The sequence below is a fragment of the Methanolobus vulcani genome, assembly GCF_900100715.1.
Taxonomy (GTDB): Archaea; Halobacteriota; Methanosarcinia; order Methanosarcinales; family Methanosarcinaceae; genus Methanolobus; species Methanolobus vulcani.
This window is the reverse complement of sequence record NZ_FNCA01000008.1, coordinates 88,466-109,933: the sequence shown is the minus strand read 5'-3', so window position 1 is coordinate 109,933 and position 21,468 is coordinate 88,466. Positions and strand designations below refer to the sequence as shown.

Below are 21,468 nucleotides of genomic sequence, written 5' to 3'. Positions count from 1 at the left end.
TGATGATATAATAATTATTAAATAAAAACTTTCCTGAATAATAAAAGAACTGAAATTCAGATTCAATAGTCAACATAACTTAAACCAGAATAAATTAGATACGCAATATTTGGTCCATATATTCATTCAAATGATCTTGAAGGGATGTGATCTCTTCATTTTGCGGTAGTATTGCTATCAGTTTATCAATGAACTCACGTTCTTTAACAAGAAGGAAAGTTTCCCTGAAGTTCAGATCAAAGAGCCATGCCAGTCGGGTGAGATTCATATCATTGCAGGTTTTTACGTGTTCAATACTGGCAATTTTATTTTCAAATATTTCCTCTACAAGTTTCGGTGAATATTCATGTTTGTCCGGGAGTTCCATATCAAGGGCCGGATTTGATTTTTTATCTTTCTGGTTCTGGTGTTCTAACATTACTTTGTAGATATCAAGTTTATCTGCATCTCTTATAAGTTTTGCATGAAAAAGAGTTATTTCATCCAGATTGCCTTTTATTTGAAACTTATTGTGGTTAACAATAGCAAGCAGAATTATGTTTTGTTCATTCCCAGGAAGATTTGAAAGTATTCCTGCAGATTTCAATACTTTTACACTTAGAACTGCATGATTCTCAGATTCGCTGTCTTTGAAAGTCCTGTATTTGCTTATCTGTTCAAAGCGTCCCACGTCGTGGAGAAGTGCAATTGTCAGTGCAAGAAAATAATTGTTATTATCCAGTTTTTCAGAAGCAGCTATCAGGGATGCGTTTTCACAAACCCTGATGCTGTGTTCTTCTTTTAATATCACATTCTGTTGAATGAAACTATCATCTGTGTAAAATGATCTGACATAGTTATGGAACCATGTTTTCAGTTCATCGAATTTTTCTTCATCCATTTTGATACTGAATTGTAATTAAAAGCATTATATTTTTTCATTGATTTCAGATGATCAATACTGCAATGAGAAAAGCATTCTATCATCACTGCCTTTCAGGTACAGTTTCAATTGTTCACCTTCAAGCACAACTGAGTCCACATTTCCAAGATATGCAAGATACTTATTGTCAATTGAATCTTCCCCACATGCCATAAGTGTCATTGGCCCGGGATTCAATGTTATTCTATTGTTATCAAGGACATATGTGCCACTTCCTGTATTGCAATCCGCAACGATGTAATATGTACCATCTTCCATGAACTTGATCGTGTATCTCTTTGGATCAGGAACAACTAGCGGTGTTTTTGCATCTGCTTCAATCGTACCTGTCCATTCCCATGTTACATTAGAGATACTTTCTGCAGTAACTTCTACATTTTCCTGATTGTTCTCCTGACCTGTATCTTTATCCATGCAGGCAGAAACTGATATTGCTATTGTAAGCATGGACAGAACTATTAATGTTCTTATTACCTTGTCTGTAAGCCTCACGTTTAACCTCCTGAATTTCAATATAAATGGAAGAAGATTATATATTATCCGGTCAATACCTTTAATGAGCGTGAGCTCAGGAGATGAAACGTATTCCAGATGGAAAAACACATGATGCTATTAACGCAGCAGTGCTGACGATAGTACTGGCTGTTTTTTACTATTCTTTCAGGGAAGGTATTGGTCCTGGCATCACTTATCTGAATAGTTATACAATAGTGGCCTTCTCAATAGCCTATATTTTTGCCACATTGTTCCTGAGTCCTGACCTTGATATCAGCAGTAAACCATACAAAAGATGGGGAGCTCTCAGGATACTCTGGTGGCCCTATAAAGAGTTATTCAAACACAGAGGTCTGTCACATCATCCTGTGGTCGGTCCATTGTCCATCGTAGCAAATCTGCTGGTGATAGTTGCTGCAGTTTTTCTGATAATCGGAATCGATTATGAAGCAATACCATCCAGCCTGATGATATCCAGCATTGCAGGAATAGTACTTTCAATAGAGGTACACATTATTTCTGATAATGTGGTCTCAAAATTCAAGGGAATTTTCTGATTTTAGGGATTTTCAAGGACATTTGTTAGAAAGAGATCAAGAAAGAAAAGGATCTAATTGATCCTGTCCTTGAACTCAGTTTCAATATGTGTCCCGTCGCAAAATGGTTTATTTTTAGATCTGCCACATCGGCAAAGAGCATAATGATCTGTTGTTTCCGGTTTTGAACCATCTTTATCTTCAAGTTCAATGCCGCCTATTACATGATAAGGGCCATTCTTTACCATGAATATCTCCGGTTCATGCGGATAATCCTTATGTAGCAGACCTTTAAATGTGTAGCTTAAAGCTCCTGATGGACAGGTCCTTATGACTTTGGCAATCTCTTCAGGATCAGCAGCATCTGGATCGATCCATGGTTTTTCACCTTTCCTGAAAACTCCCGGTAATTTCAGGATGCAATGTCCTATGTGAGAACAAACTGCCCTGTTGTCATGTATGATTATTTCTTTCCCTCCAAAAGATTCAATCTTATCGGGAAATTTGGAACCTTCTTTCTTTCTGGAAAAATCGTTGTGCAGGTGAGTTCCATCACAAAAAGGTTTGTTCTTTGAATCGCCACATCTACAAAGTGCCATGGAAGAATTTAATTCTATGAAAACACCCTTTGAATTTCTAAGAGTTTTAAGATCCTTCACAATAAAAGGCCCATCTTTTGATACTTTGATAATAGGTTTCTTCTCTGCATTCATATTTTTACCTTTTTAAATAGAAAACTGCTATCATTCCAAAAACGGCAATAATTGCTGAAAATCCAGGAGATTGGACTTCCGTTGTTGTGCTCTCAAGATCTGATTTACTGCCAGTATTTGTTGAAGTTTCAGTATTAACAATTGTGTCTGTTTCATTTTTAGAATTGACAGATGAGTTCTCAACATTAATTGTTTCTGTTTTAGTAACTTCTGCTACTACCGGATAATCATCCGGGTCACCTGGAAATGTCAGTGCATTGATCTCTTCGATATTTGTGAAGCCATCTCCGTCAGAATCCTGTCCTTCTATTGCAACAAAGTCTTTTCCATTTTCAGCATATGTCAGACCATAACTGTCCCGGGGACCTCCACCATTGGGATTTATATGGCACATATCGCATGTTGCAAGTCGTGTGTCACCAACATTATATTGATCCAGGAATGCCGACATATAATTGGGTCTTGCAGAAACAGATGGTGTAAAAGTTGCCAGCAGGATTGTTAGTAATAATACTCCCATAATAACTTTATATTTCATACTCAAACTCCACATTTTTATATATAGTATTTCAGGGACTACATCTTATAATTTTCTGACATATGGCTGCTTCATTTGATTATGAAATCGGAATCTCTTTGCAACATTGTTGGTCTTCAAATAGAAATGAACACGAAAAAAGAATTTCTGACATTATGTCAGAATGCTCAATAATTTTATTTTTTTCCAAGATAGAGTGCTGCTAAAATTGTAAAAACTGCAATAATTGATTCAAATCCAGGAGATTGCTGGTCACTTGTAGTGGTTCCGGTAGTTTCTGCATTATCCTGTGCAGATATGTTTGTCGTATCATTTACTACAGATTCGGTTACTACTGATTCGATTACTTCTGGAGTTGTATTTACCGTAGCTACAGTTTCAATTACAGGATAATCAGTTGGATCTCCTGGAAATGTTAAAGCATTTATTTCTTCCAGATTAGTAAATCCGTCCCCATCAGAGTCCTGTCCCTCAATTCCTGTAAAACTCATGGTGTTGGAATATGCTCTTCCATAAGGATTAAGGGATCCACCGTTTGATCCGGAGTGGCACAAATCACAGGTGTTAAGTCTTGTATCTCCAGTGTTGTAGTGTTGATTAAAAGAAGACAAATAACTTGACTTAGCTGATACCATAGGAGCGCCCATTAGAACAATGGCCACTAAAATAAATAGAAGAATTAATTTATATTTCATATTTACTCTCCACATTAACAGATAGGTATTATTTTGATCAAGTGATATTTAGATGTTTTTATAAAAGGTAATCTTTTCAAACGAGTATAAAAATTATAGGTCTAATCAAAATACTTATTATAAGTTAAGGCGTTTTTATTGATTGGGAACGTGGAAACTAAATGAAAAATCAAAGCCATTTTTTGATAGCAATTCTTTTTGTAATACTTTTTGCAGTACTTATTATAATTCCTGCAAATGCCGATGTTATATTTCCCGGCATGAAGATTTACGATAGGTGCGTAAGCATATCAAATCTTAGTGATTATCAGGATGTTGTTTTTGTGGGATACATAACCGGACCTGTAATCCAGTGTGAAAATACATATATAATCAATTCCAGTGAATGCCTGACACAATTCTACAAAGCTAATGATCTAACAATTTATGCGGTTGAGAAAGAGTATTTTGAAAATATAGGGCTTGATAACATTGATTTTGAGTCTGATCCTAATGTATTATCTTATACTTTTGATATTAATGTAGATTCAGAATACACTGTTGTTGCAAATCCTTTGACAAAAGAGGAACGATACTATTCTGTAGCAGGCTTTAATGACACAGCACTTATACTTTATGAAGAAAGAAGAGTATCTTATTATGGTTCAATTATTAATAAAGAAGAAATTTTTGATGAACCAAAAATACCTGATATAAGGTCAGTTATTAATGAGTCAAAAACAAATATTGAAAATAGTACACTAAATTACTACTTTATTGAAATACAGGAAAATAGCAACTCGAATGAAACAGAAATTTTTGTCTCATCAGAAAATTGTCTCATTCTTAAACCTACACTTAAAAGTTCAATATTGGATTTCTTCAAGAAACAGTTTGGGAATGATTGCTGGAATAATCTGGATCAAGAATTACTCTGAAAGTGAATGTCATACGAATATATGTTCCTGTCTTCTCTTTTTCTGACAATACTGATAGAGACATCAGTCCTTTTCCTGTTAGTAAGATATTACTTTAAAACTGATTGTATAAGCACTTCCATTCTTTTATTTGCAGGTATTTTAGCTTCTTTTTCAACGCTTCCGTATCTCTGGTTCTTGTTACCACAATTCATAGATTCATACGAAAATCTTGTTTTGCTAGGTGAAATTTCTGTTATTTTAATTGAAGCTGTTATCTATCATTTCATTCTGAAAGTGAGTATCCAAAGAGCTTTTCAGTTATCGTTCTTATGCAATCTATCATCATTTCTTATTGGATTAATAATGGCTGCTTTGATCTGATTTCAATTACCTTCTCGATCCATTTCCTGTTTGATTTAGAAGATTCTTTATAGCTTACTATCACCTCTAATGAACATGGAATACGAAAACGAGGAATTTGAGGATGAGACATTCAAGGATAGTGATCTTGCAGATGAATCATTCAGGAACACAAAATTTATTGAATGCTTTTTTGATAACTGCAGATTATCAAATGTTGATCTGAACAATTGCAGGTTACAGGATGTCAGATTTACCGACTGCAAAATTGTAGGTCTGGATTTTTCTAAATGCAACGACTTCGTATTAAGTATTGGATTTGAGAATTGCTATCTTTCATATTGTATTTTTTCTGATATGGATCTGGAAAATACTGATTTTACAGGATGTCAGGTTCAAGACTGTGATTTTGTAAATACAGGTCTTAAGAATGCAAATTTTGAAGATTCTGATCTTATAAACAGTCTTTTCAGGAATACGAACATGAGTCATGCCTCATTCAGAAATGCCAGAAATTATTCTATAGACCCAAACAACAATTTCCTCAAACAGACGAAATTCTCTGTTCCCGAAGTTCTCTCTCTTTTAAGTGTATATGATATAGTGATAGAATAAGCGACAGAATAATTCATTATATATTATAATATATTGGTTAATAAAAAGAAAGAAATAGTATATTGATAATTAATTCTACAAAGTTCTAATTATGAACCAGGATTATCTGGAAAGTGGGTGAAAACATGAAAATAGCATACAAGATTGCAGGTGGTCTACTGGTGTCTTTCCTCTTTTTGTATGTATTAATGCCTTTTTTGATCGTAGGTACACCCACATCATTCTATCAAATAAAGAATATTGACACTGTAGATCACAAAATAACTGTGGAGATTTTTGACCCTCAAAATCAGTCGATACACAAAAAAGACTATTACCTGAGTCCGGGTCAAACTTTGGAAAAAGCCAAACCTCCTGTTCTTGTTGCAAAGACTTATTTTATTGATGAAGAATGTGGGTGTCGTGTTAAAAGTACTCTTGATGATAATTCTTCTGTTTCTTTATACATTGATTACAATCCATGGAATGAGCCCTACATTTCCATCTCAGAAAATGGATTTGCTATGAAAGAACATAGAATTTGATCTATTAAGGGATAATGAGTTCTTAGAACTATTCTTATTAATGATACTTACTAAATATGTAATCTACTATCATTAAAAAACAGGAAGAAGATAGAGTTCAAATATAAAAGCTTATGAATGAGTAGGTATACATGTTTAGGAAAAAGAATACAAATTTAACTATAGGTCAAATTTAATTTCACTTTGAAGGACAGGATATTTGGTACATTCTCAAGAGGGTTGAACTTTGAAGAAAAAACAGCTTATAGATGTCATATTTGCTTCTGAGAAAAGAAAATACGTACTTCTTATGTTAAAAGATGGTCCTCAGGAAATGAAAAAACTCTTAGAGGAGCTGGACACTAATCGACCGGCCCTTCTTCCCCAGATAAGAATCCTTGAAGATCATTCCCTTGTCTACCAATCAGGAGATTCTTACGGGCTTACCACCATTGGCAAAATTGTGGTCGACGAAATGAAACCATTCCTTGATACTATTGAAGCGCTTAACAAACACAGTAATTATTTAAGTTCTCACAATACAGAATCAATACCTGATTATCTTTTTGAGCGTATCAGCGAAATAAGAACCTGCAAGATAATAGAACCAAGCCTTGTGAACACATACGAGATTAACAAGGACTTCTTTGAAAAAGCAAAAACATCTAAATCTTTAAGATTTGTTTTTACTTTTCTGCATCCTACTTTTCCAGAAATACTTGCCAATTATCTTTTAATGGATATTGATATTTCTATAATACTCACCCAGGATCTGTATGATAAGATCAAAAATGAATTGTCAGACCAGTTTAAAAAAGCACTGAATTGTGATAGAACTAAATTTTATGTTTACAGAAAAGACATAAAGATTTCATCTCTTTCATTGAGTGATGAATGTTTTGTCCTTAGGTTACTTTTTGCTAATAATGAATTTAGCAGTAAGCAGATCTACTGTTGTCATCCTGAAGCTTATAAATGGAGCAGGGACCTTTTCGATCATTTTATGAGCGATGCAGTTAGGATCACAGGTTTATGAAATTGTTAGATTTATATATATCTTAAAGTAGAGATTAAATATTAGTAGCTATAAAATAAGATTAACATTATTTTGGTTGGTTGGTATTTTCTATGAGATTTATCAAAGTGGTGGAGGTTTTGTTTTAAACTACCAGAAGGTATCAATATATGAAAAAGGACTTGCTAGATATTATTTTTAACTCCGAAAAAAGAAAGCATGTGCTTTTGATGTTGTATGATGGGCAAAAAGAAATGCCATTCATACTTGCCAGTCTTGATACTACACGGCCAGCATTGCTTCCACAGATGAAGATACTAAAAGAAAGTAATCTCATATGCCAATCAGGTGATAATTACAGACTTACAAACATCGGTAAGATTGTGGTCGATGAGATGAAACCTTTCCTGAATACTATTGAAACTCTTGATGAGAATAGTAATTATTTGACCACACACAAAGTTGGCGGTATACCTGAAGATTTCCTTAAAAGGATCAGTGACATAAGAGGCTATAATTTAGTTGAGCCAACTGTTGTCAATGCTCATGAGATGAATTCTGATTATCTCAAGGTTGCATTAGCATCTAAAGCTGTCTATTTTGTATTTACTTTCATGCATCCTGCATGTCCCTGGATTCTGGGACAGCTTGCAGATAATAACATCAATGTTGAGATTATTTTCACCAGAGATCTGGTCGATAAATTAATTGAAGGATGGCCTGAAGAGTTCAGACATTATATTGCATATGACAATGTAAAATTCTACATATATGAAAAAGAAGTTGGGATTTCTTCCCTTACTGTAACTGATGCGGGTTTTCTTTTGAGATTATTGTTCAGCAATGATGAGTTCAGTAATAAGCAGGTGCTTTGTCTGAGTCCTCAGGGACGGCAATGGGGTAAAGAATTATTTGATTATTATTTAAAAGATGCAAAGCCTATAAATCATGTCTGATGCCTGTGAATTTGATTTGTAAATATGTTTTCCCAAGGAAGTGAAGTGTTGTGATTAAGTCATTGTTAGATGTGATTTTTGCTTCAGAGAAACGAAAAAATACTCTTATATTGTTACAGGATGGACCAAAGGATATCACATTTCTTCTTGAACAGTTGAAAACAACAAGAACATCATTACTTCCACAATTAAAGATTATGGAAAAGCACAATATCCTTTCTCATTCAGGAAGCAATTATAAGCTCACAAGAATTGGAAAATTGCTGGCTAATGAAGCAAAACCTTTCTTTGAAACACTTGAAACATTTGACAAAGGCAATTCTTATCTATCAACCCATAATTTTGATGGAATTCCACAACAGTTCCTGAAACGTATCAGAGAAATAAAAGATTTTGTTCTCATAGAGCCAGATCATGTGGATTCACAAAAATTGAATGCAGAATATCTTGCAGAGGCACTTGGATCAGAGGCAGTGTATTTTGTTTTTACTTTCATGCATCCGGGGACCATCCCGGTGCTACAGCAATTACTAGATAGTAATATCAACATTTACGTTATTGATAGTAAAGAACTTACTTTTAAACTTATAAACGAAATGCCTGATACCTGCCAGTATTTCCTTTCATTTGATAATCTTAGAATTTACTCATATCCAAAAACTATAGGAATATGTTCTCTTACGGTAACTGATAACGGATTCTTGTTGCGATTGCTTTCCAAAAATAATGAATTCAGCAATAAACAGATAATTTGTGTGAGTCCTGAAGGACGTGAGTGGGCAAAGGGCCTCTACGACTTTTACGAAAAGGATGCTGAATTGATAACAGAGATCTAATATGAAAAAATCAATAATTCCGCTCACCAAAAATAGCTGAACCAATACGGACCATGGTGGCTCCTTCTTCTATAGCGACTTTGTAATCACCGGACATTCCCATGGAAAGATCTTTTAGTTCAATATTATCGAACTTCCCTTCAGTTTCTGCTTTCAATTCATCAAAAAGAGATTTCATTTGTTTGAAATAAAGACGTGCCTCCTCTGGAGGAACATAAGGTGGAATACACATCATTCCTGTAACCCGGATATTTTTGAGTGATTCTATTTCACCAATTTCCTGTCTTATATCATCAAGCTTAAAACCATGTTTTTGTGGCTCATTGCCTATATTCACCTGAAGATATACTTCCTGGATCTTGCCGGCATCCTCAGCTCTTTTATCTATTTCCTGAGCCACTTTAAGAGAGTCCACAGACTGGATCACATCAAAATACTCTACAGCTTTTTTCACCTTATTTGTCTGCAAATGTCCTATCATGTGTTTTTCACATGAAAGGAGTTTGTCAGCTTTTTCCTCAAATTCCTGGACCCTGTTCTCACCTATTATAGTTGCACCTGCTTTGATAGCCTCATTCATTTTTTCAGGCTCAACGGTTTTTGTAACACAGATAAGTTGTGTGTTTGCAATTTCATTCAGAATCGAAGTTATATTTTCAGTGATTGACATTTGTGTTCCCGGCGATAACTTTGTTAATATATGGTTTGTACTATTGATTACTTACTCTTTTATAAGGTAAACCGTATTCTGAAAGTATGCCGGAAAAATTAATACACTTATTTTTCTACCCAGTTTCCGTTGCTGTTCTTTTCATACTTTTGTTTCACAGCAGACCATGCAACACGATGGGAAACCTCTTCACGTGAAGCATCTCCCTTTCTATCTTCCGGATCTTTATACTGATCCCATGCATTGTTAAATGCTTCTTTGTATATCTCCTGAGCATGTTTTGGTAGATTATCCTTCACACCATCAGGTAATTCACTTAATTTATCGTAAGGCATTTTTTCACTCCCCCTGAATATTACGATATTATTTTTAGAATATGTTCTACGTTTTATTTGTTATCGTATAAATCTTTCCTGATACGCTAACCAAATTAATTATAGCATAACAGAGCAAAAACTATATATGTAGGTAAAGCCTAACTAATTGATTGGATCGAGATATGACGGGGAATAATGAACATTTATTTTTGATCTTTGAGAATCTCTTCAAAATAAAAAGTGAGTGTTCATCTGAAATCCTTTGTGGATGTGGATTACCTGATATTACCCTGAAACAGATAGGATACCTGAAAATAATTGACAGGTATGGGGAAATAACATTCAGCAAGCTGGCTGAAGTTACCAGCAATTCCAAACCCACAATTTCGGAGATGATTAACAAATTCATTCAGATGGAATGTGTTTATAAAAAACGATCTCTGCAGGATGGCCGGGTGTTTCATATCTGTCTTACCGAAAAAGGACAGACAATATGTCGCTGCGAACAAAAGGCTTTGTTCCGGCTAACTGAAAAAATGAACTACTCATTAACTGAAGATGAGATAAAAACGCTTGTGAGAATTCTGAAAAAAGTAAAATGATTTTTTTTGTAAATCATTCATTAGGTAAAGACTAACTAATTAAAATACAGCCAAAAAGGCTGGAAAATGAGACTATTATAATGACAACACAGGAAAATAACATAGAAAATGAGAGTATAATAATCAGGCTCTCCGAGATAGTAGTCTATCCTGAAAGCCACACAAAATTCCTGGCTGATAGAAATGCCGGAGAGATATTGCTCTCAAAGATAGAAAATGAACAGGAAACAACATATGCAGTAGGCCTGACCATTAAAGAAGATGCAAAGCTTACTGAAATGTTAGAAGATGATCTTTACAGGGTAGGAAACCTCCTTAAAATAGAATCGGTTACTCCTGCCCGTGAAGGCTACTTAATATCTGCAAGATCTGTCGGAAGAATTAAAATTGTTTCTTTGTATCAGAAAAACGAAATGTTCTACGCAACATATGAAGAACTTCCCGATATAGAAGATATTGAGGAGGATATGAGAGCATTTATACTTCATGACACAAAACGAACTATAAAAAATATTGGAGAAAATTTCCAGCGCTCAGAACATTTCCTCAGACCTATTGATGATATGGAGTCAATTGACCAGATAATGGGATATGTCATGCCTTATCTGCCTGTGGGCGTGGAAGAAAAACAGGCACTACTGGAAACACTTTCCATTCGTGAACGCTATTTGAAATTCTTCTACATACTGGTAAAGCAAAAAGAGAACATTCAGCTTCAAATGGAACTTGCAACGAAAGTTGGCGAAAAGATGAGCAAGACACATCGTGAAGCTATGCTGCGTGAACAGATTAAGGTGATCAAGGAAGAGCTTAATGAAGCCGATGACCCAATCTCAGGTGAAGGCGGCTATCAGGAAAGAATTGATAATGCTAATATGCCTGAGGAGATTCACAAGAAAGCTACTTCAGAACTTAGAAAACTGGAATCTGCAGGTCCTCAGAGTCCTGAAGCGAACATAATCAGGAATTACCTTGACCTTCTGCTTGATCTCCCATGGACAAACGGAGAAAAGAAGGACATCGATATCAACGAAGCGCGCAAGGTTCTTGAAAATAATCACAACGGTCTTGAAAAGGTAAAAGAGAGAATTATACAGCACCTTGCTGTAATGAAACTAAAACATGAGAAGCAGGGCTCTATAATTCTCTTCACAGGTCCTCCTGGAACTGGAAAAACCAGTCTTGGTAAAAGTATTGCAGATGCTCTTGGCAGGGAATATGTACGTATAAGTCTTGGAGGTGTCAAGGATGAAGCTGAGATACGCGGACATCGCAGGACATACATCGGAGCAATGCCTGGAAGGATCCTTCAGGGTATAAAGAAGGCAGGAACCAGAAATCCTGTATTCATACTGGATGAGATAGACAAACTTTCAGCTTCCTACTCTGGAGACCCTGCAAGTGCATTACTTGAAGTCCTTGACCCGGAGCAGAACAATGCGTTCTCTGATCATTACCTGGAAGTCCCATACGACCTGTCCGATGTATTGTTCATAGCAACTGCCAACTCGCTCTCAACCATCCCCGGTCCATTGCTTGACAGAATGGAGATTATAGAAATATCAGGCTACACAAAGAATGAGAAACTTGCAATTGCAAAGGACCATTTGCTTCCGGACATACTGGAAGATCACGGGCTTCATGAGACTATGCTTCAGATAAAAGATGAGGCACTGGACGGAATCATTGATCACTATACAAGGGAAGCAGGAGTTCGAGGTCTGAAAAAGCAGCTTGCAAGGACTGCAAGATTTGTGTCTGAAAAGATAGTGTCTGGTAAGGCTGAACTTCCGTATGTTGTGAATGCTGACATGCTGAAAGAGATACTTGGCAAGGAACTGATACGTCAGGATGAAGCCCGTAAAGAGAATGTACCTGGTGTTGTGACCGGACTTGCATGGACCCCTGTTGGAGGAGATATCCTGTTCATAGAAGGTACTTTCATGCCAGGTAAGGGTAAACTCACCCTTACAGGGCAGCTTGGAGACGTGATGAAGGAATCTGCACAGATATCACTTAGTCTTGTAAAGTCAAGGCTTGCAAACACTGCAAACAGCTTTGATTTCACAGAAAGTGACATCCATATCCATGTGCCATCTGGAGCTACACCAAAAGACGGTCCGTCTGCAGGTGTAACGCTGCTTACTGCACTTACATCTCTTATAACCGGAAAGGCAGTTGATTCCAAACTTGCCATGACAGGTGAAGTTACCCTCAGTGGTGCGGTCCTGCCAGTTGGAGGAATAAAAGAGAAAGTGCTTGCAGCACACAGAGCAGGTATAAAAAAGATCATTCTTCCACATGAGAATGAAAGGGATCTTGAGGACGTATCTGAGGATGTCAGAAATGAATTGGAATTCGTGCCGGTTGAAACAATTGAAGATGTACTCAAAGAAGCCCTTGATATTGATCTGCACAGGCCTATGGCATGCTATTCAGGACAGTGTCTGCATCATCATGGAATAAGTGAAATTTAAAATTTAATGGAAGCTTTTGGCTTCCTGTTCTTTTTTAATTTGAATTCAGATATCAAAAAAACATTCTTTTTGAGAACAATATCCTTCACTTTCCAGTTCAAGGGTGGAATGATATACGTGGTACTCTTTTACTTTATTTTTTATAGATAGTCTGATTTCATCAGGTTTTTGAAGATATTTATCTTTAACAACAACATGCGCTGTCAAAATATTGGTTTCACCTTCCAGGGACCAAATATGAATATCATGCACTGCTTTTACACCTTCAATAAAGAGTATGGATTCTTTGACGGCATCGACGTCAATTTGTTCAGGAACTCCCTGTAAAAGAAGATTAAAACTCTCCTTTGCATTTTTAGTAACGCCCCACAATACAAAAAGTGTGAATCCAATTGTCATCAATGGATCGACAATAGGCATATCCCATAATCTGATAATGACAGAACCCGTAAGAAGAGCTATCCATCCCAGAATATCTTCCATAAGATGCCATGAAAGTATCTTTTCATTCTGACTTATTCCTTTTTTTAATTTCAAATAGCCAAGAACGTTTATTGTAATTCCGATCATTGCTACCAATATCATACCTTCGGCATTCACAGCTTCAGGTTTCATCAGACGTGGGACCGCCTGAGATAATATGAACAATGAACCTGCTATAAGAACGATGGTAACAAATATCGCTGATAATAATGACAATCTTCTATATCCGAAAGTCATTCTGTTTGTTGCCGGCTTTTTTGCCTGTTTTTCAGCAAACCAGGCCACGATCAATGCAATACTGTCACCGAAGTCATGCAACGCATCAGCCATCAAAGCAAGACTATTAGTTAATATTCCGCCTACAAGTTCGATTAGTGTAAATAATATATTTAAAGAGGCGGCAAACCCCACATTCTTTTCCCTGTCACCCATACTTTATCTATTGTCTGTATGACTGTTAAGTTTTCCTTAAGTACATACAGTTTATGATAAGCAACTATTTCTTAGCTATTTGACAGACAGTTATCAAAATCATCATTCTGACTAAAAAAAGGAATAATAAGGATAAAAAAGATCAAGCCTTATTCTTCAAGGCTTGCTATGTCTTCTTCTTCTGAGAAAAGGTATTCTTTTAACTCATGTGCAAAAGCATCGTCATGCTGTCTGATCCACTCAAGAAGCATTGCTGCGTGTTCTTTTTCCTCATCTGCGTTGTGAATAAGGATCTTCTTAAGGTTCTCATCAGTGCATGATTCTGCTCTCTGATTGTACCAGTCAATTGCTTCCAGTTCCTCTCTTAAAGAATCGATAGCTCTTTTCATGTTTAAAGTCTTTTCAGACATCTTGCTACGGTCTTCATGCATCATTTTAATCAGTTGTTTATTGGTTATGAAATTGTATATATTTTATGGGAGGATTGAATTACTGTTCATAGTACGCTTTTAATCTTGGAACTATCCTGTGAACATGCTTCTGATAATTACGATATTCATCACCAAATTGTGCTACAAGTCTGCTTTCCCAGTGAAGTGAACCTATTATAAGGTAAATCGTAGTCAGGATGTAAATTACAAGCAGGTTTGTTGTCATAAAAGGTGTTAGCCACATTATCACAAGCCCTGAAAGAAGGAAAGGATCTCTTATCCACCTGTAGATACCATGTATATCAAGGTGGCCTGCTTCAGATGTGTTTGGTGCCGATAACTGGGCTGGCAACCGGAATCTGTGTGGTGCATCTCTTAAAGCTCTTGGACCCACTATTAAAGCAATTACCTGACCTGCTACCATGAACCAGCGCCAGGGAGATGGTATAATATATAGTAAAGGACCTGGATTCTCATATAACAGATATGCCAGTGGCATGAGAGTAATTACAGCAATGAGATTGTAGACTGGCATGTACAGACTGTCTGCTTTTGATCCTAAAGACCGTCTTATTACTCGCTTAACAGGCAGGCTTGCAAGAAGACTATGGATCAATGCAAACCCCACAAGACATAGAACAAGAACCAATGTTGATGATAACAAACCTCAACCTCCATTGATATAGTTAAATAAAGTTCTATTTAGGACTTATGATGCTGTCTTTTTCTATTATTTATCAAATCATATAGTAAAGAATATATTCATCCTCTGTTCAATGACATAAATGTTGCTGTTTTATTCAATATATTCTCTTTGCTTGAAAGAACAGGACAAGAACTAATGATATATAGCCATTGATATTTATCGATCAGGGTAGGATATTGATTTATATATATGGTGCAATCATTATAATATTTGCAAAATTATATTTGTATGTTGGCTGGTGATACAATTAAAGGAAATATGAAATTAGTTATATTAGCTGTTGGTCTGGTGGTATTAGGTAGTATTTTCTGGGTATATGGAAGCTTTTCATTATTCGGACCTAAGGATCTTGGTGTCAGATACACTCATGAGGATTATGTAAGCGCACTTGAAAAGACCGGAATGCAGATAGAATTCGAAGGCATGTCAGGTGAAGAGCTAGAAGAATACAAACAGAACGCAGAAAAGAAATCCATTAATGATTACAATTTTGAATTCTCTGACTATCAGGAAAAGCAATTCACGCTTACTGCGGAAGAATCCACGGCGCTTTTAAATGAAATTGCACCCGGATTCTGGTGGTTCGACAATCTCCAGGTAAAGGTTCTGCCTGATGGTACCATGGAAGGATCAAGCACTGCTGATATAAAGAGACTGAAGACCGATCTTTACGCTGATGTTGCAGACGATGTTCCTATTCCATTACCGGATACACTCAACATTTACAGTAAAGGAAAGATCAGTATCACAAATAACCAACTTAGCGGTGACCCTGAGAGTTTCTATCTTGGAGCAGTCTCTCTTCCTGAAGACTATCTGAACGAAGATAGTGTAAACACAATGGATGAATATTTCCCCCGCATTTATACAGTAGTCCCCGGACTCGAAATTAAAAGCCTGACATCCAACTCAGATGGTGAGTTTGTATTTGATGGCGTTATTCCTCAGAAAGTATCCGTGACCAAAAAGTAAGTTTGCGGGGTTTTCTGTTGAAACATATGATGATTAATGGGAAAAAAGAGGAAATTCCTCCATTCCCACATCACAAAGCTTACGTGTACCGGAGTAAACAATTCTTTACAGCAAAAGGCGTTGCAAGTCACCTTACAATGGGTGATTTCATCACATTGAAGGAACTGTATAATGGATTCAAGCATAAATGTTCAATTCCAAGGGTTCTTCTTGTAGATCCTACAAGTGACTGCAATCTAAGGTGTAAAGGCTGCTGGTCACAGGATTATGAGAGCGGTCACAATATTTCATATGAGAAATTCGATGATATACTAAACCAGGCTGAAGAGTTAGGTATTATGGACTGTCTGATGACAGGCGGTGAACCTCTTCTCAGGAAAGATGACATCATCAGACTTTGCAGAAAACATAATAAAATGACATTCGGTGCTTTTACCAATGCCACTCTGATAGATGAAGAGTTTGCCGATGTAATGGCTGAACTTGGTAATCTTAATGTTTTCATAAGCATCGAAGGAACACAGGAGCAGACCGACTTTAGAAGAGGCGAAGGAGTTTACACTAAAGCAATAAAGGCTATGGATATCCTGAGAGACAGAAATATCGGTTTTGCATTCTCAGCATGTTACCACTCAAAGAACTATAAGACCATAGCCAGTGATGAGTTCCTTGACCTGATGCGTGCAAAAGGAGCATGGTTTGGCTGGCTTTTCCAGTATATTCCAATTGGTAGCACAGCTGATACCTCACTTATGTGTACCGCAGAAGAACGAGCTTATGTGCATGAGAAAATAAGAGATTATTGTGAAAAGCACGATTATGTGATCGTTGATTTCTGGAACAACGGCCATCTTTGCTTTGGATGTATAGGAGCTGGTGTTGGCTTTGCACATATCAACGCAAAAGGTGATGTTGAACCGTGTGCCTTTTGTCATTATTCAGATTCGAACATCTATGATGTTTCACTTGCAGATGCACTGCGTTCAAAGTTCTTTACCACATTCAGGGAAGCACAACCATTTTCAGATAACCCCTTGCGTCCATGTCCTTTGATCGATAATCCACAGGCTATCATTGATGTTGTGAAAGCCGGAGGTGCAAAGTCAACTCACCTGGCAAATCCCGAATCTGCCGAAGAGCTTGCCAGTAAGAGCTTTGAACGTGCAGAGGAATGGAAGGAACTGGCTGATGACCTTTTTCAGAGAATGCCTGAAAATAACCGGAAGAATTTCCCCAAATTCCTGAGGTATTTTGCCTTTAAGAAAGGAATAACCGATGGCAGACGAAGAAAAGTTTGAACGATTCAATGCAGAATTTCACTTAAAGAGTGATTCTGCTAAGTGGCTTGTATTCGTGCATGGATTCGGTGGCAGTGCCAGGACATGGAAAAAGCAGACAGAGTTCTTTTCACAACATTACAACCTGCTTGTGCTGGAGATGCACAAGGAACCGCAGGTCAGTGACCTTGAAATCGATAAAGTCTGCAGGTTGATCAATAACACATTGGTTTATCATGAAATTGAAAAAGCCCATTTCCTGGGCTTTTCCTTTAGTACTCTGATCTGCCTGCGTTTTGCTGTCCTCTATCCTGAAAAGGTTGACACTCTTATCATGGGTGGTGGAATTGTAAAATTCAATCTGAGAACAAACTTCCTGCTTTATCTGGCCATCAACTTCAAAAGATGGATCAATTACATGATCCTTTACAGATTCTTCGCCTATATCATACTTCCAAGAAAGAATCATCACAGGTCAAGAAGTATCTTCGTAACTGAAGCAGAGAAACTTGGTTACGATGAATTTTGCAGATGGGTAGACCTTATACCCCAGACAAAACCTAGTTTAAGATGGCTAGATGAACTTGATGACAATATCAAAATCCTTTTTGTATCAGGAAGTGAGGACCATCTATTCTTAAAAGACACAAAACTGCATACCAATAAAATGGAAAATTCCAGGGTAGAGGTTATTGAAAACTGTGGTCATGTGTGTTCAATTGAACAATATGGCAGGTTTAATGATATTGTTTATGAATATCTCCAATCTGCTAATTAAAGTGAAATAGAAGAAAAAATATATGAGAACATGGATCCATGAGCTCATTTTCTATTTTCAATTTAATTCGGTTTTAATTATTCATCCGGGAAAACATCTGCAAGATAACTTGCGATCACCATATTAACATTTGTGTCTCTAGAAGGCATTTTACCGCATTCCATGGATTCCATGATATATTTAGGGAACACATAGATCCATCCACCGGTGTCATCAATAATGGCACGGAGTTTGCTTCCTCCTGCCATGAGAGCAAATCTCAATTGCGTCAGGCTTCTCATTTCTTCAGGAACCATGAGGACAATGTTTCCACTAAAGAAGTTGTATATCAGAGATTCTCTTATCGCGGGATCGTATTCAACAGTGAACTTCCTGTTGGCTTTTGTGCTTTCCTGCATGTAATCAAGAAGCTTGTTGTAGGAATCACATTCTCTGATAAACGGCGGAGTGAATTGCAGGTATTCTGAATCATCATTTAATGACAGGGAACCCGGATTTGCTGCAATAGTTTCTTTGATATCTGATTGCGTAATTCCGAAAACTTCCGTATCCTCAAGGATTTTGCCTACAGCAACCTGGAATGTAAGCGGTTCCTGGTTTATCTTACATGAAGGAAAATCTTCAGTATATTGTGATATCATTGCTTCTATCAAAGCATGTTTAATTTGTGTAGGCATTTTCATGGTAATAACTCCGAAGGGATTTTAGTTGCTGGTTAACGAATTGATGGTACAGTTCGTTGTACACGGAAGCACATTACTTAGCTAATAATACTTAAAATTAACTATTAGCTATTTTATGAATGTGTATGCAAAATCAGACAAGATAAACTTTCCTATTTTTCATTTTAGAGATTAAAAAAGGAAAAAAAGGATTTTAGATTAGTGATATCAGGGCAAGAATTAAACCAGAGTGATTACAACATTTCCTTTTTTATGGCCGGTTTCAACATACCTGTGAGCTTCCACAATATCTTCCAGTGGATAAGAACGGTCTATTACAGCTTTCAAATATCCACCTTCAATAAGCTTCTTAAAATACAGGACATCTTCTTTTGTGTATTTCGGAAGAGGGAACATCACTCTCTTATTACCAATCTTCGATGTAAGAATATCCAGGAATGGATTTTGGGCCATAAATCCCAGTTCAGTAGAAAAATATATCCCACGGGATTTTATGATGTTTTTGCAACGTGAAAATGAACTTTTTCCCACTGCATCAAAGACAACTTCGAATTTTTGAGCATCTCTTGTGAAATCATCCTTTGTATAATCTATCACCCTGTCAGCTCCTAGAGTTTTGACCATTTCCACATTATCAGTACTGCACACTCCAGTGACTTCAGCTCCGCGGTATTTTGCAAGCATTACTGCGGCTGTACCAATAGAACCTGATGCCCCGTTGATGAGAACTTTGTGCCCTTTGTGAATATCAGCTTTGCTCAGGTATGTCCATGCCAGTGTTGCTCCGTCACAGATCGAAGCGGCTTCCTCATGGGTCATATTCTGAGGTTTAAATGCTATCGGGTCATCTTCTGTCAGACATATGTACTCAGCATGCGTCCCGAACTTATCACCACTGTGACCAAAGACACTATCACCAGTTTTGAATTCCTTTATGCTCTTGCCTGTTGCTTCAATGACCCCGGAGAACTCAGTTCCAAGAACCTTATTCTTTGGGCGGAGAATACCTGTGAAAAATCTTGCAATGAAAGGATCAGCTTTGCGAAGACCGCAATCCGTCCTGTTCACGGTGGTTGCATGAATTTGGATCAGTATCTCATTGTCCTTTGGAACAGGTTTATCTATATATCTGAATTCAAGGACATCAGGTGAACCATATTTTTCATACACAACTGCTTTCATAATCCCAACCTGCTAAGTCATTGAACCTTATTTTATTTCATTAATTTGTTTTTGCATTGTTCTCTTTAACTCTGAAAGCTACCATCTTTCTGATAAGATTAATTGGAAGCGGTTCATCAATTGGAAACTGAACAGATCCTTTAGCATGTTTATAGCTGGAAAGCTCATCTTTAAACTCAGCAATTCCGGAAGGAGTGGGATAAAAACCAATATGGTTCTTGTAGGCTGCAAAATGAAGCAGAATGCCGTTTAGTCTGAATGTAGGCATCTTGTAACTGATAATCTCTTCGGTTTCTGGTGCAATCTCCCGTATCAACTCTCGCAGCTCTTTTAGCTTATCCTGAATGTTTTCCGGGAACATTGCAATATATTCATCGACATTATGAAATTCTGTTTTTGAAGTGCTTTTTTCCATAATTAACTGAAGATTTTCTGATATTTTAAATTTAACTGCAAGATCACAATGTCATAAGAAGGCGGAAACCTACAGAGTAAGAAGCATAATCAGAATCAAAGCTACTTCGATATGATGAACGGCATTTATCAGAATAATTGACCCAGGCACCGCCACGCAGGACTATTCCAATGCTGCCAACAAAATCCCATGCACTGCCTTCGGCAAGAGCTTCCTCATAATTCCTGTGATATCTGTCCTGGCACCATTCCCAGACATTTCCATACATATCATGCAGTCCCCATGGATTTGGCTTTTTCTGGCCTACCGGATGAGTCTCATGTCCTGAATTCAGATAATACCAGGCATAATTATCCAGTTCCATATCTGAATTGCCAAAAAAGTATTTTGTATCGTTTCCGGCCCTGCACGCATATTCCCACTCTGTCTCCGAAGGAAGACGATATTTATCTGTGTTTTCCAGCTCATTCAGCTTTTTAACAAAATTCTGAACTTCATTCCATGTAATGCATTCAACAGGTCTGTTATCATCTTCAAAACAGGAAGGATAGTCTCCCATTACAATGTTCCACTGTTTTTGGGTCACCTGATACTTTCCCAAGTAGAATTGTTCTGGTATAGTAACCTTTGCTGAGATTTCATAGTCGAATTCAGAGGGATCCAGAAAAAATTCACCGGCAGGAATAAGCATAAACTCCATTCCTATGGAATTTTTTATAGAAACGGCAGATACTTTCTCAGTGGTTTCGTTGCACATATTGTTCATATGTACATCCATTCCTAAAGTCTGATCTCTATCATCCATTTTTGCCAGCCATATTCTTTAGTTTTCAAAGATTTTTTTCGTAATAAGATTATGATGGACTTCTAATTTATGACTTGTGCAATTGCTGCGTTAATACAATGTGTTTCTGGACTGATCTATAGAGAAACTAAAAAAATATAAAATTATTGGCAGCT

26 protein-coding genes are annotated in these 21,468 nt (G+C 36.8%); 12 read left to right on the top strand and 14 right to left on the bottom strand.

What is annotated here, in order from left to right:
* Nucleotides 1-94 precede the first annotated feature (94 nt).
* Nucleotides 95-880 (bottom strand): HD domain-containing protein, encoded by a 786-nt coding sequence (locus BLP52_RS11540; protein ID WP_091710636.1) that lies wholly within the window; start codon nucleotides 878-880, stop codon nucleotides 95-97.
* Between the two features lie 54 nt (nucleotides 881-934).
* Nucleotides 935-1,414, bottom strand: a complete 480-nt coding sequence (locus BLP52_RS11535; RefSeq protein WP_091710635.1) for an META domain-containing protein — start codon at nucleotides 1,412-1,414, stop codon at nucleotides 935-937.
* Between the two features lie 83 nt (nucleotides 1,415-1,497).
* Between BLP52_RS11535 and BLP52_RS11530 the strand changes: the two genes are divergently transcribed.
* Nucleotides 1,498-1,974, top strand: a complete 477-nt coding sequence (locus BLP52_RS11530) for a metal-binding protein (RefSeq protein WP_091710634.1) — start codon at nucleotides 1,498-1,500, stop codon at nucleotides 1,972-1,974.
* Nucleotides 1,975-2,027: 53 nt separating this feature from the next.
* Here the strand turns inward: BLP52_RS11530 and BLP52_RS11525 are convergent, their stop codons facing one another.
* The 3 genes from BLP52_RS11525 to BLP52_RS11515 form a co-directional block, all read right to left on the bottom strand.
* On the bottom strand, nucleotides 2,028-2,666 hold the full coding sequence (locus BLP52_RS11525; protein WP_091710633.1) for a CDGSH iron-sulfur domain-containing protein: 639 nt from the start codon (nucleotides 2,664-2,666) through the stop codon (nucleotides 2,028-2,030).
* A gap of 4 nt (nucleotides 2,667-2,670) precedes the next feature.
* Nucleotides 2,671-3,204 carry a PGF-CTERM sorting domain-containing protein gene (locus tag BLP52_RS11520; protein WP_091710632.1) on the bottom strand — a complete coding sequence of 178 codons (534 nt, stop codon included), beginning with the start codon at nucleotides 3,202-3,204 and terminating at the stop codon, nucleotides 2,671-2,673.
* A gap of 176 nt (nucleotides 3,205-3,380) precedes the next feature.
* Nucleotides 3,381-3,899 (bottom strand): hypothetical protein, encoded by a 519-nt coding sequence (locus BLP52_RS11515; RefSeq protein ID WP_154717863.1) that lies wholly within the window; start codon nucleotides 3,897-3,899, stop codon nucleotides 3,381-3,383.
* A 161-nt stretch (nucleotides 3,900-4,060) separates the two neighbouring features.
* On the opposite strand from BLP52_RS11515, the gene BLP52_RS11510 reads away from it, so the two are divergent.
* The 6 genes from BLP52_RS11510 to BLP52_RS11485 all read left to right on the top strand — a co-directional run bounded on the left by BLP52_RS11510 (nucleotide 4,061) and on the right by BLP52_RS11485 (nucleotide 9,083).
* Complete coding sequence (locus tag BLP52_RS11510; RefSeq protein WP_091710630.1) at nucleotides 4,061-4,816, top strand: hypothetical protein; 756 nt, start codon at nucleotides 4,061-4,063, stop codon at nucleotides 4,814-4,816.
* Nucleotides 4,817-5,254: 438 nt separating this feature from the next.
* The gene (locus BLP52_RS11505) at nucleotides 5,255-5,773 is read left to right on the top strand and encodes a pentapeptide repeat-containing protein (protein WP_091710650.1); all 519 of its coding nucleotides are present in this window, start codon (nucleotides 5,255-5,257) and stop codon (nucleotides 5,771-5,773) included.
* A gap of 125 nt (nucleotides 5,774-5,898) precedes the next feature.
* Nucleotides 5,899-6,297: a hypothetical protein gene (locus BLP52_RS11500; RefSeq protein ID WP_091710629.1), complete on the top strand. Its 399-nt coding sequence runs from the start codon at nucleotides 5,899-5,901 to the stop codon at nucleotides 6,295-6,297.
* A gap of 226 nt (nucleotides 6,298-6,523) precedes the next feature.
* On the top strand, nucleotides 6,524-7,312 hold the full coding sequence (locus tag BLP52_RS11495) for a helix-turn-helix transcriptional regulator (protein WP_238380820.1): 789 nt from the start codon (nucleotides 6,524-6,526) through the stop codon (nucleotides 7,310-7,312).
* Nucleotides 7,313-7,461: 149 nt separating this feature from the next.
* Nucleotides 7,462-8,247: a helix-turn-helix transcriptional regulator gene (locus BLP52_RS11490; protein ID WP_091710628.1), complete on the top strand. Its 786-nt coding sequence runs from the start codon at nucleotides 7,462-7,464 to the stop codon at nucleotides 8,245-8,247.
* Nucleotides 8,248-8,318: 71 nt separating this feature from the next.
* Complete coding sequence (locus tag BLP52_RS11485) at nucleotides 8,319-9,083, top strand: helix-turn-helix transcriptional regulator (protein WP_238380822.1); 765 nt, start codon at nucleotides 8,319-8,321, stop codon at nucleotides 9,081-9,083.
* 10 nt (nucleotides 9,084-9,093) lie between these two features.
* On the opposite strand, the gene BLP52_RS11480 is transcribed toward BLP52_RS11485, so the two are convergent.
* Both BLP52_RS11480 and BLP52_RS11475 read right to left on the bottom strand, forming a co-directional pair.
* Complete coding sequence (locus BLP52_RS11480; RefSeq protein ID WP_091710626.1) at nucleotides 9,094-9,753, bottom strand: YggS family pyridoxal phosphate-dependent enzyme; 660 nt, start codon at nucleotides 9,751-9,753, stop codon at nucleotides 9,094-9,096.
* A gap of 107 nt (nucleotides 9,754-9,860) precedes the next feature.
* Nucleotides 9,861-10,088 carry a ChaB family protein gene (locus BLP52_RS11475; protein WP_091710625.1) on the bottom strand — a complete coding sequence of 76 codons (228 nt, stop codon included), beginning with the start codon at nucleotides 10,086-10,088 and terminating at the stop codon, nucleotides 9,861-9,863.
* Between the two features lie 152 nt (nucleotides 10,089-10,240).
* On the opposite strand from BLP52_RS11475, the gene BLP52_RS11470 reads away from it, so the two are divergent.
* Complete coding sequence (locus tag BLP52_RS11470; protein ID WP_238380819.1) at nucleotides 10,241-10,672, top strand: MarR family winged helix-turn-helix transcriptional regulator; 432 nt, start codon at nucleotides 10,241-10,243, stop codon at nucleotides 10,670-10,672.
* 80 nt (nucleotides 10,673-10,752) lie between these two features.
* Entirely contained in the window at nucleotides 10,753-13,149 is a 2,397-nt protein-coding gene (gene lon, locus BLP52_RS11465) for an endopeptidase La (RefSeq protein WP_091710623.1), read from the top strand.
* A 45-nt stretch (nucleotides 13,150-13,194) separates the two neighbouring features.
* Here the strand turns inward: lon and BLP52_RS11460 are convergent, their stop codons facing one another.
* The 3 genes from BLP52_RS11460 to BLP52_RS11450 all read right to left on the bottom strand — a co-directional run bounded on the left by BLP52_RS11460 (nucleotide 13,195) and on the right by BLP52_RS11450 (nucleotide 15,159).
* Nucleotides 13,195-14,064: a cation diffusion facilitator family transporter gene (locus BLP52_RS11460; protein WP_091710622.1), complete on the bottom strand. Its 870-nt coding sequence runs from the start codon at nucleotides 14,062-14,064 to the stop codon at nucleotides 13,195-13,197.
* A 149-nt stretch (nucleotides 14,065-14,213) separates the two neighbouring features.
* Nucleotides 14,214-14,498 (bottom strand): ferritin family protein, encoded by a 285-nt coding sequence (locus BLP52_RS11455; protein WP_091710621.1) that lies wholly within the window; start codon nucleotides 14,496-14,498, stop codon nucleotides 14,214-14,216.
* 55 nt (nucleotides 14,499-14,553) lie between these two features.
* Nucleotides 14,554-15,159, bottom strand: coding sequence for a methyltransferase family protein (locus tag BLP52_RS11450; protein ID WP_091710620.1), 606 nt, complete (start codon nucleotides 15,157-15,159; stop codon nucleotides 14,554-14,556).
* Between the two features lie 300 nt (nucleotides 15,160-15,459).
* On the opposite strand from BLP52_RS11450, the gene BLP52_RS11445 reads away from it, so the two are divergent.
* The 3 genes from BLP52_RS11445 to BLP52_RS11435 are packed head-to-tail and all read left to right on the top strand — an operon-like array spanning nucleotide 15,460 to nucleotide 18,228.
* A complete protein-coding gene (locus tag BLP52_RS11445; protein ID WP_238380818.1) occupies nucleotides 15,460-16,173 on the top strand; it encodes a hypothetical protein in 714 nt (237 codons plus the stop codon).
* Between the two features lie 26 nt (nucleotides 16,174-16,199).
* Nucleotides 16,200-17,471 (top strand): radical SAM/SPASM domain-containing protein, encoded by a 1,272-nt coding sequence (locus tag BLP52_RS11440; protein ID WP_238380821.1) that lies wholly within the window; start codon nucleotides 16,200-16,202, stop codon nucleotides 17,469-17,471.
* On the top strand, nucleotides 17,449-18,228 hold the full coding sequence (locus BLP52_RS11435) for an alpha/beta fold hydrolase (RefSeq protein WP_091710618.1): 780 nt from the start codon (nucleotides 17,449-17,451) through the stop codon (nucleotides 18,226-18,228). Before BLP52_RS11440 ends, BLP52_RS11435 begins: the two co-directional genes overlap by 23 nt.
* Nucleotides 18,229-18,305: 77 nt before the next feature.
* Here BLP52_RS11435 and BLP52_RS11430 read toward each other — a convergent pair whose 3' ends face one another.
* The 4 genes from BLP52_RS11430 to BLP52_RS11415 form a co-directional block, all read right to left on the bottom strand.
* Nucleotides 18,306-18,911 (bottom strand): hypothetical protein, encoded by a 606-nt coding sequence (locus BLP52_RS11430; RefSeq protein ID WP_091710617.1) that lies wholly within the window; start codon nucleotides 18,909-18,911, stop codon nucleotides 18,306-18,308.
* 219 nt (nucleotides 18,912-19,130) lie between these two features.
* Nucleotides 19,131-20,093, bottom strand: a complete 963-nt coding sequence (locus BLP52_RS11425) for an NAD(P)-dependent alcohol dehydrogenase (RefSeq protein WP_091710616.1) — start codon at nucleotides 20,091-20,093, stop codon at nucleotides 19,131-19,133.
* A gap of 40 nt (nucleotides 20,094-20,133) precedes the next feature.
* Nucleotides 20,134-20,508: an iron chaperone gene (locus BLP52_RS11420; protein ID WP_091710615.1), complete on the bottom strand. Its 375-nt coding sequence runs from the start codon at nucleotides 20,506-20,508 to the stop codon at nucleotides 20,134-20,136.
* Between the two features lie 43 nt (nucleotides 20,509-20,551).
* Nucleotides 20,552-21,313 carry a formylglycine-generating enzyme family protein gene (locus tag BLP52_RS11415; protein WP_091710614.1) on the bottom strand — a complete coding sequence of 254 codons (762 nt, stop codon included), beginning with the start codon at nucleotides 21,311-21,313 and terminating at the stop codon, nucleotides 20,552-20,554.
* Nucleotides 21,314-21,468 lie beyond the last annotated feature (155 nt).